Genomic DNA, 17,913 nt, shown 5'->3' with positions numbered 1-17,913 from the left:
CTTTGTGTGCGGTGGGGTCGGGCCGGTGGCCCCGGCCGGGGACCGGACGCGCCAGGCCGCGCCGCCTGTGGGCCGCGTGTGGTCTTGGGTGTGCGGAAAGGCCCCGGGCGGATCGCGTGGATCCGGCCGGGGCCTCCCTGAAGTGTTAATGCGGCGGCGGGCTACTCTCCCACACCCTCCCGGGTGCAGTACCATCGCCGTGCCAGGCCTTAGCTTCCGGGTTCGGAATGGGACCGGGCGTCTCCCCTGGGCTATGGCCGCCGCAAATCTTATATTATACGCGGAACACGGGGCTCCGCGGGATGTGGCGGCTTGGGGACCGGACAGCGGACGCGATGTTGGATGCATGTCTTGTGTGGATTCCAGAGTGCTAGTGCTGTCTGGAGATCAATCGCAGAGGATGCCCCACGGACCCCACCACCAAAGGATGGGGTTGTGTGATTGCCTTTCGGCCATTAGTACCGGTCAGCTCCACCCCTCGCGGGGCTTCCACGTCCGGCCTATCGACCAGGTGTTCTAACCTGGGGCCTACAGGGACTCGAGGTCCCAAGGAATACTGATCTCGGAGCAGGCTTCCCGCTTAGATGCTTTCAGCGGTTATCCCTTCCGAACGTAGCCAACCGGCCGTGCCACTGGCGTGACAACCGGCATACCAGAGGTTCGTCCACCCAGGTCCTCTCGTACTATGGGCAGGTCTCCTCAATATTCCAACGAGCGCAGAGGATAGAGACCAAACTGTCTCACGACGTTCTGAACCCAGCTCGCGTGCCGCTTTAATCGGCGAACGGCCGAACCCTTGGGACCTGCTACAGCCCCAGGATGCGACGAGCCGACATCGAGGTGCCAAACCATCCCGTCGATATGGACTCTTGGGAATGATCAGCCTGTTATCCCCGGGGTACCTTTTATCCGTTGAGCGATGCCGCGCCCGTGCGCCGGCACCGGATCGCTATCTCCGACTTTCGTCCCTGCTCGACCCGTCAGTCTCACAGTCAAGCCCGCTTGTGCGATTGCACTCGACACCCGATTGCCAACCGGGCTGAGCGGACCTTTGAGCGCCTCCGTTATCCTTTGGGAGGCAACCGCCCCAGTTAAACTACCCGCCAGGCACTGTCCCTGACAAGGATGACTTGTCGAGGTTAGACACCAGATCCGGACAGAGCGGTATTTCACCTTTCGGCTCAACGATGGCTGGCGCCACCGCATCGAAGCCTCCCGCCTATGCTACACAGTCCGGACCTAATGACAATACCAAGGTATAGTAAAGGTCCCGGGTCTTTTCGTCCTTCTGCGCTTAACGAGCATCTTTACTCGTACTGCAATTTCGCCGAGCTCCTGGTCGAGACAGTGGGGAAGTCGTTACGCCATTCGTGCAGGTCGGAACTTACCCGACAAGGAATTTCGCTACCTTAGGATGGTTATAGTTACCACCGCCGTTTACCGGGGCTTGAATTCACCGCTGCCCCCTCACAAGGAGGGATGACGGATCCTCTTAACCTTCCGGCACCGGGCAGGCGTCAGTGCATATACAGCGGCTTTCGCCTTCGCATGCACCTGTGTTTTTGGTAAACAGTCGCTACCCCCTGGTCTGTGCCACCCGCCGCCGCTCCGGGCGCGAAGCCCTTCACCGCAGCGGGTCTCCCTTATACCGAAGGCACGGGAGTGATTTGCCGAGTTCCTTGACCAGGATTCGCTCGATCGCCTTGGTATTCTCTACCTGACCACCTGTGTCGGTTTGCGGTACGGGCGCCGCAAGCCCTCACGCCGAAGCTTTCTCGGCGACGGGAACCACCGGATTCGGCCCCAACGGGCCCCACCATCGCGCCTCGCCATATCGCACCGCGGATTTGCCTACGGTACTGGCTGCACGCTTGGCCACGGACTACCACCGCCGCGGCCGGCTCTCCCATCGCGTCACTCCTGCGCTGACCTACCGGAAGGTCTGTCCCAACCACCACACGTCAGCCAACCCGAAGGAAGGCCTCGGTGAGGCGGGAGGTTAGTACCCGACTTTCGGTCCTGTCGGTCTTGCGCCGGTACGGGAATATCAACCCGTTCATCCATTCGACTACGCCTGTCGGCCTCGCCTTAGGACCCGACTCACCCGGGGACGATGAACGTGGCCCCGGAACCCTTGGTCATCCAGCGGACGGGATCCTCACCCGCCTTTCGCTACTCATGTCTGCATTCTCGCTTCCGCCCGGTCCACGGCTCATTTGCATGGCCGCTTCGCCCCAGGACGGAACGCTCTCCTACCCAGTAAACAATTACTGCCGCGTCTTCGGTGGCGTGCTTGAGCCCCGCTACATTGTCGGCGCGGAACCACTAGACCAGTGAGCTGTTACGCACTCTTTCAAGGGTGGCTGCTTCTGAGCCAACCTCCTGGCTGTCTATGCGACTCCACATCCTTTCCCACTTAGCACACGCTTGGGGACCTTAGACGACGGTCTGGGCTGTTTCCCTTTCGACGACGGAGCTTATCCCCCGCCGACTCACTGCCGCGGTAGACCCCACGGGTATTCGGAGTTTGGTTGCTGTCGGTATCCTGTACGGACCCTCAAGCATCCAGTAGCTCTACCCCCCGGGGGCAATGACGCGACGCTGCACCTAAATGCATTTCGGAGAGAACCAGCTATCACGGAATTTGATTGGCCTTTCACCCCTAGCCCCAAGTCATCCCCCCCAGTTTTCAACCTAGGTGGGTGCGGTCCTCCACGCGGTCTTACCCGCGCTTCAACCTGCTCAGGGCTAGATCATCCCGCTTCGGGTCCAGGACACGCGACTCAAACGCCTTTTGAGACTCGCCTTCGCTACGGCTCCCCCACGACGGGTTAGCCTCGCCACGTGCCACTGACTCGCAGACTCATTTTTCGATAGGCACGCCGTCACCCCGCAAGGAGGCTCCGACGGTTCGTAGGCGCATGGTTTCAGAAACTGTTTCATTCCCCTCCCGGGGTGCTTTTCACCTTTCCCTCACGGTACTCGTTCACTATCGGTCAGACAGGTATATTTAGGCTTACCCAACGGTCTGGGCTGATTCACACGGGATTCCACGAGTCCCGTGCTACTTGGGAGAACGCCCATCGGGAGGAAGCGCGGGACCGGCTACGGGGCCATCACCCTCTACGGCCGGGAATTCAATCCCGTTCGCCTCACACGCTTCTTTCTAACTCCCGCCGGCCCCATCGGAGACCGGACAAGACGTCCCACAACACCGGCCGCGCAACGCCCGACGGCTATCACACGCGACCGGTTTGGCCTGATCCGCTTTCGCTCGCCACTACTCACGGAATATCTCTTCCTGCAGGTACTGAGATGTTTCACTTCCCTGCGTACCCCCCGCGCGAACGCGGTGCCAGCCCATGACGGCTGGCGGGTCCCCCCATTCGGAAATCCTCGGATCAAAGCCCTGTCGGCGGCTCCCCGAGGCCTATCGCGGCCCCACACGTCCTTCATCGGTACTGTCTGCCAAGGCATCCACCATACGCCCTTACCAGCAACACACACCCACACAAACAGGTTGCGTGCCGCAAGGACCAATGCGAAAAAAATCCTGGACAACACATCATCACACAATAGAATGATCACAAAACGATCGACCAAATCCCCAGATCCAAAAAGAATCGGAGACCGGTCTATAAAATTGCATCTAACAAAGCAAGATAAATTCTTGCTCGCGTCCACTATCCAGTTCTCAAGCCACCACGCACGACCACATCAGGGACCCCATCCGGGGACGCCCATCCATGGAAGGCATCGAATCGCACCGGCCAAACGGCCGGGGTGGCGATCCGGGAGCCCAAAAGCATGCCCATACCACATAAGACTTCAATGATCTCTTCCACACCAGCAGGACCAGGCCCATGGGAACGTCCCATGGCGGTCCGACACCGGCCACCAGACAGTGGCCTGAATTCTCCGTAGAAAGGAGGTGATCCAGCCGCACCTTCCGGTACGGCTACCTTGTTACGACTTAGTCCCAATCACGAGTCTCACCTTAGACGGCTCCGCCCCAAAAGGGTTCGGACACCGGCTTCGGGTGCTACCCACTTTCATGACTTGACGGGCGGTGTGTACAAGGCCCGGGAACGCATTCACCGCGGCGTTGCTGATCCGCGATTACTAGCGACTCCGCCTTCATGGAGTCGGGTTGCAGACTCCAATCCGAACTGAGACCGGTTTTGAGGGATCCGCTCCACGTCGCCGTGTCGCATCCCGTTGTACCGGCCATTGTAGCATGCGTGAAGCCCTGGACGTAAGGGGCATGATGATCTTGACGTCATCCCCACCTTCCTCCGAGTTGACCCCGGCGGTCCCTTGTGAGTTCCCGGCATGACCCGCTGGCAACACAAGGCGAGGGTTGCGCTCGTTGCGGGACTTAACCCAACATCTCACGACACGAGCTGACGACGACCATGCACCACCTGTGAACCGGCCCCGAAGGGAAGCCCCATCTCTGAGGCGATCCGGAACATGTCAAGCCCAGGTAAGGTTCTTCGCGTTGCATCGAATTAATCCGCATGCTCCGCCGCTTGTGCGGGCCCCCGTCAATTTCTTTGAGTTTTAGCCTTGCGGCCGTACTCCCCAGGCGGGATGCTTAACGCGTTAGCTCCGACGCGGAACCCGTGGAATGGGCCCCACATCCAGCATCCACCGTTTACGGCGTGGACTACCAGGGTATCTAATCCTGTTCGCTCCCCACGCTTTCGCTCCTCAGCGTCAGTGACGGCCCAGAGACCTGCCTTCGCCATTGGTGTTCTTCCCGATATCTACACATTCCACCGTTACACCGGGAATTCCAGTCTCCCCTACCGCACTCAAGCCCGCCCGTATCCGGCGCAGACCCATCGTTAAGCGATGGGCTTTCACACCAGACGCGACGAACCGCCTACGAGCTCTTTACGCCCAATAAATCCGGATAACGCTTGCGCCCTACGTATTACCGCGGCTGCTGGCACGTAGTTAGCCGGCGCTTATTCGAAGGGTACACTCACTCTCGCTTGCTCCCCAACAAAAGCGGTTTACAACCCGAAGGCCTTCATCCCGCACGCGGCGTCGCTGCATCAGGGTTCCCCCCATTGTGCAATATTCCCCACTGCTGCCTCCCGTAGGAGTCTGGGCCGTATCTCAGTCCCAATGAGGCCGGTCGCCCTCTCAGGCCGGCTACCCGTCGAAGCCTTGGTGGGCCGTTGCCCCGCCAACAAGCTGATAGGACGTGACCCCATCCCATGTCGGTAACCCTTTCCCGCGATCACATGTGATCACGCGGAACATCCGGCATTACCACCCGTTTCCAGGAGCTATTCCGGAACATGGGGCAGGTTGGTCACGCATTACTCTCCCGTTCGCCACTCTCACCGGAGTGCAAGCACTCCGGATCCCGTTCGACTTGCATGTGTTAAGCACGCCGCCAGCGTTCATCCTGAGCCAGAATCGAACCCTCCACAAAAAATGCGAAGAGAACCAAACAAATGACTCTCATAATAATCGACGGAACCATTCCATAAGGGGGAATGGTCCACACTAAAAACCCCGACACGAATTAAGCCCCCTAGGACACCCCAAAACGGGGCACGCGCCGGACTGGCAATCAAAAAAGCTTAAAAAAAGTAGTACAAACACGCTCTTGAGTTCTCAAACCACCACCACACCAACAACTTCAAGCTATCTTGAAGATTTCTTGTCGCTGTCAGGCAGCAAGTAGATAACTTACACGAGGTCGCCCATACGCGCAAGTCGTATTCGAACAAAAGGTCAAAATTCGGTGAAATTTCAACGATTTTCCGGCGTGTCGAAAATACGGTTGTTTCCGGTTTCCTCGCCATTCCCTGGTCACAATTACCGGAAATAACCGGTAAAAAGATTCAACGAATCCGATTTTTCGGCGTGTTCAACAGTTATATCCCGTTTATGAAAGCACTTTTGTTACATTTCCGCTGCTTGAGATCAACATCGATTCCAAATTCAAGCATAAACGCATAGATGGGGGGGCACACAAAGAACTGGGGAGCAAAGACGGCAGCATTGGCACTTCAGAAGCTAAGGCAGTTCCCCTCCCGCTACTCTTCTCCCGAGAACAGCGGGCCGCCGAACCGGTTAGCCTCTATCTGAACAGCTCGTCGTGGCTGCCGACCCTGACGAACACCACCGAACCATCAGCGGTCTCCCACAGCAAAAGGCGGTCGGCACTATTGCCGATATGGCATTCGAGGACACCCGACCAATCGCCAGTTAGGTAGTGGGCACGGTGTCGGCGCTTCAATTCGGCTTTTGCCTCTTCAGTGTTTTCGAGAACAAGATTGATGACGGTTTTAAGGTCACGTATATGCGTATCCTCGTGTTTGCGCTTCATCCGTTTGACATCGCGGGCGAAAGCCGTCGTATAGTGCGCGGTCAGCATAGGCATGCTTCCGCTCAGATTCCCAGGGAGTCGAACATCGCGTCCGAACTGGTGAAGCCCCTGTCACCGGAACGCAGCATCTGATTGGCCTCGCGGATGGCCGCCGCAGTTTTTTTGTTCGGCTGGGGCTCGCGACTGAGATTCAGTGGGATTGCCTGCTCGCGGATCATTTGCTTGTAAAAGGCCCTGGTGACCGACGAGAGATCGAAACCGAACTCTTCCGCGAGCGCCGAAGCCATTTTCTTCGTCTGCTCATCGACGCGAACCGTGACGGTGGCCATGGCGGTTCCTTTCCTTTGCGTTGTGCAATGTAAGTTCTTTCCTATTTCATTTTCGATTATAGAACAATGTCGCACAATAGTATGCTTTTGTTATTCTCTCGCTGAAATTGAGCTGAAACTGGCAGTCTTATAAGGGTGTGTAGGCAAAGCCCATACCATTGCGAGTCGAGCGGGACGGGATTATTCATCAGCTAAAACGACGTGTCACGCCTACTATCGCCTTACTTGCCACAGCTCAGGTTGTTTCTATTATCGGGGATATGGCTGATGGCGGCCTAACGCGAATATGGCGTTAATCCGATAAGGGACATTATGTTTGCCACTGAACCGACTGGCTTACTTGAGGCAACGCACATTTTATAGATTAAATACTGGCAGCAAGGATATGCAGTCCTCCTGTAGATAAACCCTGCGCAATCCGTCATAGTTCTGTCCACTATCACATTGCTTCATGAAAAGGCGGACAGCAGATAAGCGACAATACATCGTTCCCGACTGGATTGGCTATACGATAGCCCTCATTCCCGCTTAACCGTTTTACAATAGCTGGAGAAACATCGAGCGGATTGTTCCAGAAACAACTACGTTTCGTGGGCGAAAATCAACAGCTTCCCCAACCAGATTCAGCGAGGTCGACCAATGACACATATCAGCGACGAGATGATCAACCCCGAACTGCGTCCAATGGGAAAACTGGTACGCAGGGTCTTGCCATACTTCACGCCGTCGTCGATCGTCTGGGCCAATCGCGTGACCGATTTGCTGAAAGGTGTCAACTACACCCATCTTCATTACGAGCAGCATCATCTTCGTCGGCCTGATGGCTCGCTGCTTCGGATATGCGTATATCGACCCCGGAAGCAGAAAGGCATGAGATTTCATAACCCAGGAAGGGCCTTCAACGCTCCAGGTCTGCTGTGGATTCACGGCGGTGGTTTCGCGTTGGAGAATCCGGAACTTGAGGCTTTTTATTTTGAGAAGATCGTGGACGCGACGGGTGCCGTGCTGGTGGCTCCTGATTATCGTAAATCGACGGAGGCGCTCTATCCCGCGGCCTTGGAAGATTGCTATTGGACCTTGTTGTGGATGAAGGAGCACGCCGCCGCCCTCGGAATACGTTCCAATCAACTTGTCGTCGCCGGCGCCAGTGCTGGCGGAAGCCTCACCGCAGCCGTAAGTCTGCTAGCCAGGGACCGGGGAGATGTAAATATAGCGTTCCAGGTACCAATCTGCCCCATGCTTGATGACCGAGAGACCCCGAGTTCACGTGACAACGATGCCCCAGTATGGAATACCGCCTCGAACAGATTGTGTTGGAACATGTATCTGGGAAGGCTCAGAGGAACAGACTCAGTACCGAGTTATGCGGCGCCTACCCGAACCAAAGATCTGGCCGGATTGCCGCCGACTTTAAGTTTCGTCGGGGATATCGAACCGTTCCATGATGAGACCGTCTCGTTTATGCGACGTCTTGCAGATGCCGGAGTCGAAACCAGGTTCCGCGTGTTTCCTGGAGCGTTCCATGTTTTTGACGCCCTCGTGCCCCATTCGGAAATCTCCGAAGAAGCCACCAAGTTCTTGCTCGACGGTTTTCGATATGGCCTAGACCACTTCACGGCCGAACAACCTTGAGACTGAAAACCATCAGCAATAATCCCGGAACACATTGATTGCTGCGGCTCGCAGATCATCGATGACCTCAGAGGCTACCACGCAACGCTGGCTTTTGACTCTTAGAGCATATGTTGGCCACAGATTATCGGAAGCGGCTTTACGACCAACTAAGGCGTTGGACGAATATCTCTCCTCGAACATTCGTCCCTCCCGCATCAGGTCACGAAGATCATGAAGCGTGCCACGCGCCTACCAGCTGCTTAGAGCGGGAAATCGGGTTTGGGTTGGGTTGTGGCGCCTAGGACCGGGGGCCGGGCCGCCGGTGGCCCGCGTGTGGCCCGCGTGGTTCCGGCGGGGGGGGGACGCCGCCTATGGCGTGCGGCCCCGGACGCGCCCGTGGCCCCGCGGGTGTGCGGAAAGGCCCCGGGCGGATCGTGTGGATCCGGCCGGGGCCTCCCTGAAGTGTTAATGCGGCGGCGGGCTACTCTCCCACACCCTCCCGGGTGCAGTACCATCGCCGTGCCAGGCCTTAGCTTCCGGGTTCGGAATGGGACCGGGCGTCTCCCCTGGGCTATGGCCGCCGCAAATCTTTGGTTATGCGCGGAGCGCTGGGCTCCGTGGGATGTGGCGGCTTGGGGACCGGACAGCGGACGCGATGTTGGATGCATGTCTTGTGTGGATTCCAGAGTGCTAGTGCTGTCTGGAGATCAATCGCAGAGGATGCCCCACGGACCCCACCACCAAAGGATGGGGTTGTGTGATTGCCTTTCGGCCATTAGTACCGGTCAGCTCCACCCCTCGCGGGGCTTCCACGTCCGGCCTATCGACCAGGTGTTCTAACCTGGGGCCTACAGGGACTCGAGGTCCCAAGGAATACTGATCTCGGAGCAGGCTTCCCGCTTAGATGCTTTCAGCGGTTATCCCTTCCGAACGTAGCCAACCGGCCGTGCCACTGGCGTGACAACCGGCATACCAGAGGTTCGTCCACCCAGGTCCTCTCGTACTATGGGCAGGTCTCCTCAATATTCCAACGAGCGCAGAGGATAGAGACCAAACTGTCTCACGACGTTCTGAACCCAGCTCGCGTGCCGCTTTAATCGGCGAACGGCCGAACCCTTGGGACCTGCTACAGCCCCAGGATGCGACGAGCCGACATCGAGGTGCCAAACCATCCCGTCGATATGGACTCTTGGGAATGATCAGCCTGTTATCCCCGGGGTACCTTTTATCCGTTGAGCGATGCCGCGCCCGTGCGCCGGCACCGGATCACTATCTCCGACTTTCGTCCCTGCTCGACCCGTCAGTCTCACAGTCAAGCCCGCTTGTGCGATTGCACTCGACACCCGATTGCCAACCGGGCTGAGCGGACCTTTGAGCGCCTCCGTTATCCTTTGGGAGGCAACCGCCCCAGTTAAACTACCCGCCAGGCACTGTCCCTGACAAGGATGACTTGTCGAGGTTAGACACCAGATCCGGACAGAGCGGTATTTCACCTTTCGGCTCAACGATGGCTGGCGCCACCGCATCGAAGCCTCCCGCCTATGCTACACAGTCCGGACCTAATGACAATACCAAGGTATAGTAAAGGTCCCGGGGTCTTTTCGTCCTTCTGCGCTTAACGAGCATCTTTACTCGTACTGCAATTTCGCCGAGCTCCTGGTCGAGACAGTGGGGAAGTCGTTACGCCATTCGTGCAGGTCGGAACTTACCCGACAAGGAATTTCGCTACCTTAGGATGGTTATAGTTACCACCGCCGTTTACCGGGGCTTGAATTCACCGCTGCCCCCTCACAAGGAGGGATGACGGATCCTCTTAACCTTCCGGCACCGGGCAGGCGTCAGTGCATATACAGCGGCTTTCGCCTTCGCATGCACCTGTGTTTTTGGTAAACAGTCGCTACCCCCTGGTCTGTGCCACCCGCCGCCGCTCCGGGCGCGAAGCCCTTCACCGCAGCGGGTCTCCCTTATACCGAAGGCACGGGAGTGATTTGCCGAGTTCCTTGACCAGGATTCGCTCGATCGCCTTGGTATTCTCTACCTGACCACCTGTGTCGGTTTGCGGTACGGGCGCCGCAAGCCCTCACGCCGAAGCTTTTCTCGGCGACGGGAACCACCGGATTCGGCCCCAACGGGCCCCACCATCGCGCCTCGCCATATCGCACCGCGGATTTGCCTACGGTACTGGCTGCACGCTTGGCCACGGACTACCACCGCCGCGGCCGGCTCTCCCATCGCGTCACTCCTGCGCTGACCTACCGGAAGGTCTGTCCCAACCACCACACGTCAGCCAACCCGAAGGAAGGCCTCGGTGAGGCGGGAGGTTAGTACCCGACTTTCGGTCCTGTCGGTCTTGCGCCGGTACGGGAATATCAACCCGTTCATCCATTCGACTACGCCTGTCGGCCTCGCCTTAGGACCCGACTCACCCGGGGACGATGAACGTGGCCCCGGAACCCTTGGTCATCCAGCGGACGGGATCCTCACCCGCCTTTCGCTACTCATGTCTGCATTCTCGCTTCCGCCCGGTCCACGGCTCATTTGCATGGCCGCTTCGCCCCAGGACGGAACGCTCTCCTACCCAGTAAACAATTACTGCCGCGTCTTCGGTGGCGTGCTTGAGCCCCGCTACATTGTCGGCGCGGAACCACTAGACCAGTGAGCTGTTACGCACTCTTTCAAGGGTGGCTGCTTCTGAGCCAACCTCCTGGCTGTCTATGCGACTCCACATCCTTTCCCACTTAGCACACGCTTGGGGACCTTAGACGACGGTCTGGGCTGTTTCCCTTTCGACGACGGAGCTTATCCCCCGCCGACTCACTGCCGCGGTAGACCCCACGGGTATTCGGAGTTTGGTTGCTGTCGGTATCCTGTACGGACCCTCAAGCATCCAGTAGCTCTACCCCCCGGGGGCAATGACGCGACGCTGCACCTAAATGCATTTCGGAGAGAACCAGCTATCACGGAATTTGATTGGCCTTTCACCCCTAGCCCCAAGTCATCCCCCCAGTTTTCAACCTAGGTGGGTGCGGTCCTCCACGCGGTCTTACCCGCGCTTCAACCTGCTCAGGGCTAGATCATCCCGCTTCGGGTCCAGGACACGCGACTCAAACGCCTTTTGAGACTCGCCTTCGCTACGGCTCCCCCACGACGGGTTAGCCTCGCCACGTGCCACTGACTCGCAGACTCATTTTTCGATAGGCACGCCGTCACCCCGCAAGGAGGCTCCGACGGTTCGTAGGCGCATGGTTTCAGAAACTGTTTCATTCCCCTCCCGGGGTGCTTTTCACCTTTCCCTCACGGTACTCGTTCACTATCGGTCAGACAGGTATATTTAGGCTTACCCAACGGTCTGGGCTGATTCACACGGGATTCCACGAGTCCCGTGCTACTTGGGAGAACGCCCATCGGGAGGAAGCGCGGGACCGGCTACGGGGCCATCACCCTCTACGGCCGGGAATTCAATCCCGTTCGCCTCACACGCTTCTTTCTAACTCCCGCCGGCCCCATCGGAGACCGGACAAGACGTCCCACAACACCGGCCGCGCAACGCCCGACGGCTATCACACGCGACCGGTTTGGCCTGATCCGCTTTCGCTCGCCACTACTCACGGAATATCTCTTCCTGCAGGTACTGAGATGTTTCACTTCCCTGCGTACCCCCCGCGCGAACGCGGTGCCAGCCCATGACGGCTGGCGGGTCCCCCCATTCGGAAATCCTCGGATCAAAGCCCTGTCGGCGGCTCCCCGAGGCCTATCGCGGCCCCACACGTCCTTCATCGGTACTGTCTGCCAAGGCATCCACCATACGCCCTTACCAGCAACACACACCCACACAAACAGGTTGCGTGCCGCAAGGACCAATGCGAAAAAAATCCTGGACAACACATCATCACACAATAGAATGATCACAAAACGATCGACCAAATCCCCAGATCCAAAAAGAATCGGAGACCGGTCTATAAAATTGCATCTAACAAAGCAAGATAAATTCTTGCTCGCGTCCACTATCCAGTTCTCAAGCCACCACGCACGACCACATCAGGGACCCCATCCGGGGACGCCCATCCATGGAAGGCATCGAATCGCACCGGCCAAACGGCCGGGGTGGCGATCCGGGAGCCCAAAAGCATGCCCATACCACATAAGACTTCAATGATCTCTTCCACACCAGCAGGACCAGGCCCATGGGAACGTCCCATGGCGGTCCGACACCGGCCACCAGACAGTGGCCTGAATTCTCCGTAGAAAGGAGGTGATCCAGCCGCACCTTCCGGTACGGCTACCTTGTTACGACTTAGTCCCAATCACGAGTCTCACCTTAGACGGCTCCGCCCCAAAAGGGTTCGGACACCGGCTTCGGGTGCTACCCACTTTCATGACTTGACGGGCGGTGTGTACAAGGCCCGGGAACGCATTCACCGCGGCGTTGCTGATCCGCGATTACTAGCGACTCCGCCTTCATGGAGTCGGGTTGCAGACTCCAATCCGAACTGAGACCGGTTTTGAGGGATCCGCTCCACGTCGCCGTGTCGCATCCCGTTGTACCGGCCATTGTAGCATGCGTGAAGCCCTGGACGTAAGGGGCATGATGATCTGACGTCATCCCCACCTTCCTCCGAGTTGACCCCGGCGGTCCCTTGTGAGTTCCCGGCATGACCCGCTGGCAACACAAGGCGAGGGTTGCGCTCGTTGCGGGACTTAACCCAACATCTCACGACACGAGCTGACGACGACCATGCACCACCTGTGAACCGGCCCCGAAGGGAAGCCCCATCTCTGAGGCGATCCGGAACATGTCAAGCCCAGGTAAGGTTCTTCGCGTTGCATCGAATTAATCCGCATGCTCCGCCGCTTGTGCGGGCCCCCGTCAATTTCTTTGAGTTTTAGCCTTGCGGCCGTACTCCCCAGGCGGGATGCTTAACGCGTTAGCTCCGACGCGGAACCCGTGGAATGGGCCCCACATCCAGCATCCACCGTTTACGGCGTGGACTACCAGGGTATCTAATCCTGTTCGCTCCCCACGCTTTCGCTCCTCAGCGTCAGTGACGGCCCAGAGACCTGCCTTCGCCATTGGTGTTCTTCCCGATATCTACACATTCCACCGTTACACCGGGAATTCCAGTCTCCCCTACCGCACTCAAGCCCGCCCGTATCCGGCGCAGACCCATCGTTAAGCGATGGGCTTTCACACCAGACGCGACGAACCGCCTACGAGCTCTTTACGCCCAATAAATCCGGATAACGCTTGCGCCCTACGTATTACCGCGGCTGCTGGCACGTAGTTAGCCGGCGCTTATTCGAAGGGTACACTCACTCTCGCTTGCTCCCCAACAAAAGCGGTTTACAACCCGAAGGCCTTCATCCCGCACGCGGCGTCGCTGCATCAGGGTTCCCCCCCATTGTGCAATATTCCCCACTGCTGCCTCCCGTAGGAGTCTGGGCCGTATCTCAGTCCCAATGAGGCCGGTCGCCCTCTCAGGCCGGCTACCCGTCGAAGCCTTGGTGGGCCGTTGCCCCGCCAACAAGCTGATAGGACGTGACCCCATCCCATGTCGGTAACCCTTTCCCGCGATCACATGTGATCACGCGGAACATCCGGCATTACCACCCGTTTCCAGGAGCTATTCCGGAACATGGGGCAGGTTGGTCACGCATTACTCTCCCGTTCGCCACTCTCACCGGAGTGCAAGCACTCCGGATCCCGTTCGACTTGCATGTGTTAAGCACGCCGCCAGCGTTCATCCTGAGCCAGAATCGAACCCTCCACAAAAAATGCGAAGAGAACCAAACAAATGACTCTCATAATAATCGACGGAACCATTCCATAAGGGGGAATGGTCCACACTAAAAACCCCGACACGAATTAAGCCCCCTAGGACACCCCAAAACGGGGCACGCGCCGGACTGGCAATCAAAAAAGCTTAAAAAAAGTAGTACAAACACGCTCTTGAGTTCTCAAACCACCACCACACCAACAAGCAATTTCAAACTCTTGGGAGTTGAAGTTGCCGTGCTGAGCAGCAAGATGTAAATATACGCGACTTTCGGAGTTTGCGCAAATCAAAGGGCGCAAAAGAGCTAGGAACCGTTGCAGTGATGCGGTTCCCTCGGCGTGTTGCCAATGCGCATATTTACTGTGTCTCAATCAGTGTAGACCTAAATTCTTGAAATGCAAAGTTCAAACTAGTGAGAATCAGCATGTCATGCCAAATAAAAGGAGCGCCTACACTCGCATTCCGTTGATATTCATGCCATCGCAACTAGGCGGTGCGGGAATAATGTCTTACGGCCCTAGCAAATGGCATTTAAGCCCCGGCAATTACGACGTCCTCATATGCATGCCGGTCTCTAATACATATATGTCTCTAATACTTCTCTTACTTCTTATATAGGAAGCAGGAAGTTTGCGTATTCATTGCTGAGGCGCGAACTGCGGCAACGAGCGGTAGGATTCCGAGCACAGATTGGCAGAACGGATCGAACGGAGATTACGGCAGAACCAACAGGAATCAACTCACGCCCATCTTGACGAAGCGTCTATCCAAGTCTGCTGGGTTATATAGAAGCCTACGAAAGACGACGCCCGCAGAATGACGTAGCGAGCTATGCCTTCGGAGCTGCGAAGAATTCCGACCCTGAACTGAATGCACTCCTAATTGTCTGCTCGCTGTTCGAAGGAACTGGGCAAAATGGCAAGATGAGTCTGCGCGGGCGAGGCGGACGTGGTAAGGCTATATATATGACTAAGAAGATTGCGGTATTGACCGGAGCCGGCATTTCGACCTCCGCGGGAATCCCTGATTTCCGCGGGCCTGACGGGGTGTGGACCAAGCACCCGGACCAGATGAGCGTCTACGACATCGACGCGTTCATGAGCGACAAGAAGGCGCGCGAGTATTCGTGGGCTTGGCAGAAGGCGTCGCCGGTGTGGAACGCGCAGCCGGGCGAGGCGCACAAGGCGCTGGTGAAGCTGGAGAAGGCGGGACTGCTGACGCTGCTCGCCACGCAGAACTTCGACGCGCTGCACGAGAAGGCCGGCAATTCCAGCGATTTGATCGTGAACCTGCACGGAACCATCGGGACGTCGCACTGCATGAAGTGCCACGCGAAATACGACACCGCCGACATCATGGCGAACCTGGACAACGAGCCGGATCCGCATTGCCACCGCAAGCTGCCGTATAGCGGGAACATGCCTTGCAACGGACTCATCAAAACCGACGTGGTCTATTTTGGCGAGATGCTGCCCGAAGGCGCGATGGAGAAGTCGATGGCGCGGGTGGCCAAGGCCGACGAGTTCTGGGTGATCGGCTCGACGCTTGAGGTCTTTCCCGCCGCGTCGCTCGCGCCAATCGCCGTGCAGGCCGGGGTGCCGATGACCATTATGAACATGGGGCGCACGCAGTACGACAACATCGCCACACGGCTCATCCACGACGACATCGCCAAGGCGCTGCCGGAGCTGGTGGACGAGACCATTGCCGAAGCGAAGAAGTAGGATTCGCGGGTCAAAAGCAAAAGCGAAACAGAAGAGTGGACAGATGCCGACGAAACCTGTTTATATCGCCTTTGCGGAAACCATGAGCGGTTATGAAAAAATGCTGAATTAAAGGAGGCGATATAGGTAATGTCCATGAACACGAAGGAAGAGTTCTACCGACTTCTGGCGGAACAGACGGAGATGGCGCTGGCCACTTCGGTCGACGATATTCCGGACGTGCGGATCGTCAATTTTTATTTCGAACCTGCCGACAACATCCTTTACTTTGCGACGTTTAAAGACAATAACAAAGTCAAGGAAATGCAGGCGAATGCTCGTGTCGCTTTTACGACCATTCCCCATGGCGGCAACGCGCATGTGAAGGCACAAGGGATTGCTCGACCAAGCAGGAAAAGCATCGATGAGATCGCGGACAAATTCATCGCCAAAATTCCGGACTACGCGAACACTTTGCGCGCGGCCGACGGGAACCTGCTGCTGTATGAGATCAGCTTTAGCTTGGCAACCGTAACCAAGGACCTTGGCAATATCAATATTTTTGCCGTTGATTAACCTTGCCGTCGCGGAATCGCCTTGATATGGTCAGGCGAGTTTCGCGAGTATTGGAAATCCATATGTGAAAGACCAAATACAAAGGTAATAAAAATGTGGCCTTGCCGCGGTTTAATGCTACGGCGAGGCCTCTTTCATTGCATACTGCTGAAACGCGAACCTCAGTAGATGCGCTTGGGGTCGAAACCAGCCTCTTTCAGGGCGGCGAAGACCTGGGCGATGTGCTCGGGGCCGTTCGTCTCGACGGTGACGCCCAGCGAGACCGAATCCGTGTAGTGGCCGGAGGCCTTGAACTGGTCGTGGTCGAGCTGGATGACGTTGGCGCGGGCGGCGGCGAGCACTTGGGCGACCTTGACCAGCTGGCCGGGGGTGTCGGGGAGCTCGACCTCGAAATTCATGATGCGGCCGCGGGCGATCATGCCCTTCTGAATGACGGCGCCGATGGTGACGGTGTCGATGTTGCCGCCCGAGATGATCGGGACGACGACGTGCTTGCCCTTGGCCGAAGCGAAGACGCGCGAGCGCAGGTTCAAGTGTTCGAGCGCGGCCAGGGAGACCGCGCCGGCGGCCTCGACGACCAGCTTGTGCTTCTCGAGCATCAGAAGGATCATCTCGTTGATGTCGCGTTCGGAGACGGTGACCAGGTCATCGAGAAACTCGTTCAGGATCGCGAAGGTGAGGTCGCCGGGATGGCCGACCGCGACGCCCTCGGCGGAGGTGACCACCTTGTCGGCGGGAACGACGGTGCCGGCCGCGAACGAGTTCTTGAACGCGGGCGAGCCCTCGGGAATCGCGCCAATAACGCGGACCTCGGGCTTGAAGGTCTTGATGGCAAGCGCCACGCCGGAGCCGAGGCCACCGCCGCCCAGCGGGACGACGACATCGGTGACGTTCGGGACGTCTTCAAGGATCTCAAGGCCGATGGTGCCCTGGCCGCAAAGCACCTCGTAATCGTCAAATGGAGGGACGTAGATCATGCCCTCGCGCTTGGAGAGTTCGGCCGCGTAGGCTGCCGCGTCATCGAAGAGGTCGCCATGCAGGACGACGTTGGCGCCGTAGGACTTCGTGGCATCAACCTTGAGCGGCGGGGTGATTTCGGGCATGACGATGGTGGCCTTGGCATGGCGCTCACGGGCGGCGTAGGCCACGCCCTGGGCATGGTTGCCGGCGGAGGCGGTGACGATGCCACACGCGAGCTCGTCGTCGGAGAGCGAGGCAATCTTGTTGTAGGCACCGCGAATCTTGAAGGAACCGGTGACCTGGAGGTTCTCAGGCTTCAGGAGAATCTCGTGACCCGTGGCCTGCGACAGCGCCGGGGACGGGGTGATCGGGGTGTGATGGGCCGTACCTTCGAGTCGTTTGGCGGCCTTTTTGAGCTCGGCCGCGTGATCGTGCTGCAATGCCTTGATGACGTCTGCTTGTTCCATAAGCGCAGTTTAAGACAGGGAAGACGAATAAGGTGGCGGGTTGTTCATAAAACGCGTGGCCACTTTTTAGGAAATTTTAAAAAGTGGCCACCAATGTAACATTTTTCAAGCCAATAAAAAATCATAATCGTTGGTATT

The 17,913-nt window shown here is 57.7% G+C and carries 6 protein-coding genes and 6 rRNA genes; 3 read left to right on the top strand and 9 right to left on the bottom strand.

Going from position 1 to position 17,913, the window contains the following annotated elements:
• Positions 1 to 148: 148 nt before the first annotated feature.
• The 5 genes from rrf (OZY47_RS00445) to OZY47_RS00425 form a co-directional block, all read right to left on the bottom strand.
• Positions 149 to 265: ribosomal RNA gene (rrf, locus tag OZY47_RS00445) — 5S ribosomal RNA — on the bottom strand.
• 170 nt (positions 266 to 435) lie between these two features.
• Positions 436 to 3,503, bottom strand: a 23S ribosomal RNA gene (locus tag OZY47_RS00440).
• A gap of 421 nt (positions 3,504 to 3,924) precedes the next feature.
• A 16S ribosomal RNA gene (locus tag OZY47_RS00435) occupies positions 3,925 to 5,449 on the bottom strand.
• Together the 16S, 23S and 5S rRNA genes form the textbook arrangement of a ribosomal RNA operon.
• A gap of 654 nt (positions 5,450 to 6,103) precedes the next feature.
• Positions 6,104 to 6,406, bottom strand: a complete 303-nt coding sequence (locus OZY47_RS00430; protein ID WP_277177995.1) for a type II toxin-antitoxin system YafQ family toxin — start codon at positions 6,404 to 6,406, stop codon at positions 6,104 to 6,106.
• A gap of 8 nt (positions 6,407 to 6,414) precedes the next feature.
• Positions 6,415 to 6,681 (bottom strand): type II toxin-antitoxin system RelB/DinJ family antitoxin, encoded by a 267-nt coding sequence (locus OZY47_RS00425; RefSeq protein ID WP_277177994.1) that lies wholly within the window; start codon positions 6,679 to 6,681, stop codon positions 6,415 to 6,417.
• A gap of 639 nt (positions 6,682 to 7,320) precedes the next feature.
• On the opposite strand from OZY47_RS00425, the gene OZY47_RS00420 reads away from it, so the two are divergent.
• The gene (locus OZY47_RS00420) at positions 7,321 to 8,313 is read left to right on the top strand and encodes an alpha/beta hydrolase (protein ID WP_277177993.1); all 993 of its coding nucleotides are present in this window, start codon (positions 7,321 to 7,323) and stop codon (positions 8,311 to 8,313) included.
• 450 nt (positions 8,314 to 8,763) lie between these two features.
• On the opposite strand, the gene rrf (OZY47_RS00415) is transcribed toward OZY47_RS00420, so the two are convergent.
• The 3 genes from rrf (OZY47_RS00415) to OZY47_RS00405 all read right to left on the bottom strand — a co-directional run bounded on the left by rrf (OZY47_RS00415) (position 8,764) and on the right by OZY47_RS00405 (position 14,065).
• Positions 8,764 to 8,880: ribosomal RNA gene (gene rrf / locus OZY47_RS00415) — 5S ribosomal RNA — on the bottom strand.
• Between the two features lie 170 nt (positions 8,881 to 9,050).
• Positions 9,051 to 12,119: ribosomal RNA gene (locus OZY47_RS00410) — 23S ribosomal RNA — on the bottom strand.
• A 421-nt stretch (positions 12,120 to 12,540) separates the two neighbouring features.
• A 16S ribosomal RNA gene (locus tag OZY47_RS00405) occupies positions 12,541 to 14,065 on the bottom strand.
• 969 nt (positions 14,066 to 15,034) lie between these two features.
• Here OZY47_RS00405 and OZY47_RS00400 point away from each other — a divergent pair.
• Positions 15,035 to 15,793: a Sir2 family NAD-dependent protein deacetylase gene (locus OZY47_RS00400; protein WP_277177992.1), complete on the top strand. Its 759-nt coding sequence runs from the start codon at positions 15,035 to 15,037 to the stop codon at positions 15,791 to 15,793.
• A 129-nt stretch (positions 15,794 to 15,922) separates the two neighbouring features.
• Positions 15,923 to 16,348: a pyridoxamine 5'-phosphate oxidase family protein gene (locus tag OZY47_RS00395; protein WP_277177991.1), complete on the top strand. Its 426-nt coding sequence runs from the start codon at positions 15,923 to 15,925 to the stop codon at positions 16,346 to 16,348.
• 161 nt (positions 16,349 to 16,509) lie between these two features.
• Here the strand turns inward: OZY47_RS00395 and ilvA are convergent, their stop codons facing one another.
• Complete coding sequence (gene ilvA / locus OZY47_RS00390) at positions 16,510 to 17,775, bottom strand: threonine ammonia-lyase (protein ID WP_277177990.1); 1,266 nt, start codon at positions 17,773 to 17,775, stop codon at positions 16,510 to 16,512.
• Positions 17,776 to 17,913 lie beyond the last annotated feature (138 nt).

Source organism: Bifidobacterium sp. ESL0790 (assembly GCF_029395435.1).
GTDB lineage: Bacteria > Actinomycetota > Actinomycetes > Actinomycetales > Bifidobacteriaceae > Bifidobacterium.
This window is presented reverse-complemented; position numbering and strand designations above follow the sequence as displayed.

Excerpts from the sequence above, each read along its gene's own strand:
- OZY47_RS00420 (WP_277177993.1), top strand. The coding sequence starts at position 7,321 with ATGACACATATCAGCGACGAGATGATCAACCCCGAACTGCGTCCAATG.
- OZY47_RS00425 (WP_277177994.1), bottom strand. The coding sequence starts at position 6,681 with ATGGCCACCGTCACGGTTCGCGTCGATGAGCAGACGAAGAAAATGGCT.
- OZY47_RS00395 (WP_277177991.1), top strand. The coding sequence starts at position 15,923 with ATGTCCATGAACACGAAGGAAGAGTTCTACCGACTTCTGGCGGAACAG.
- ilvA (WP_277177990.1), bottom strand. The coding sequence starts at position 17,775 with ATGGAACAAGCAGACGTCATCAAGGCATTGCAGCACGATCACGCGGCC.
- OZY47_RS00400 (WP_277177992.1), top strand. The coding sequence starts at position 15,035 with ATGACTAAGAAGATTGCGGTATTGACCGGAGCCGGCATTTCGACCTCC.
- OZY47_RS00430 (WP_277177995.1), bottom strand. The coding sequence starts at position 6,406 with ATGCCTATGCTGACCGCGCACTATACGACGGCTTTCGCCCGCGATGTC.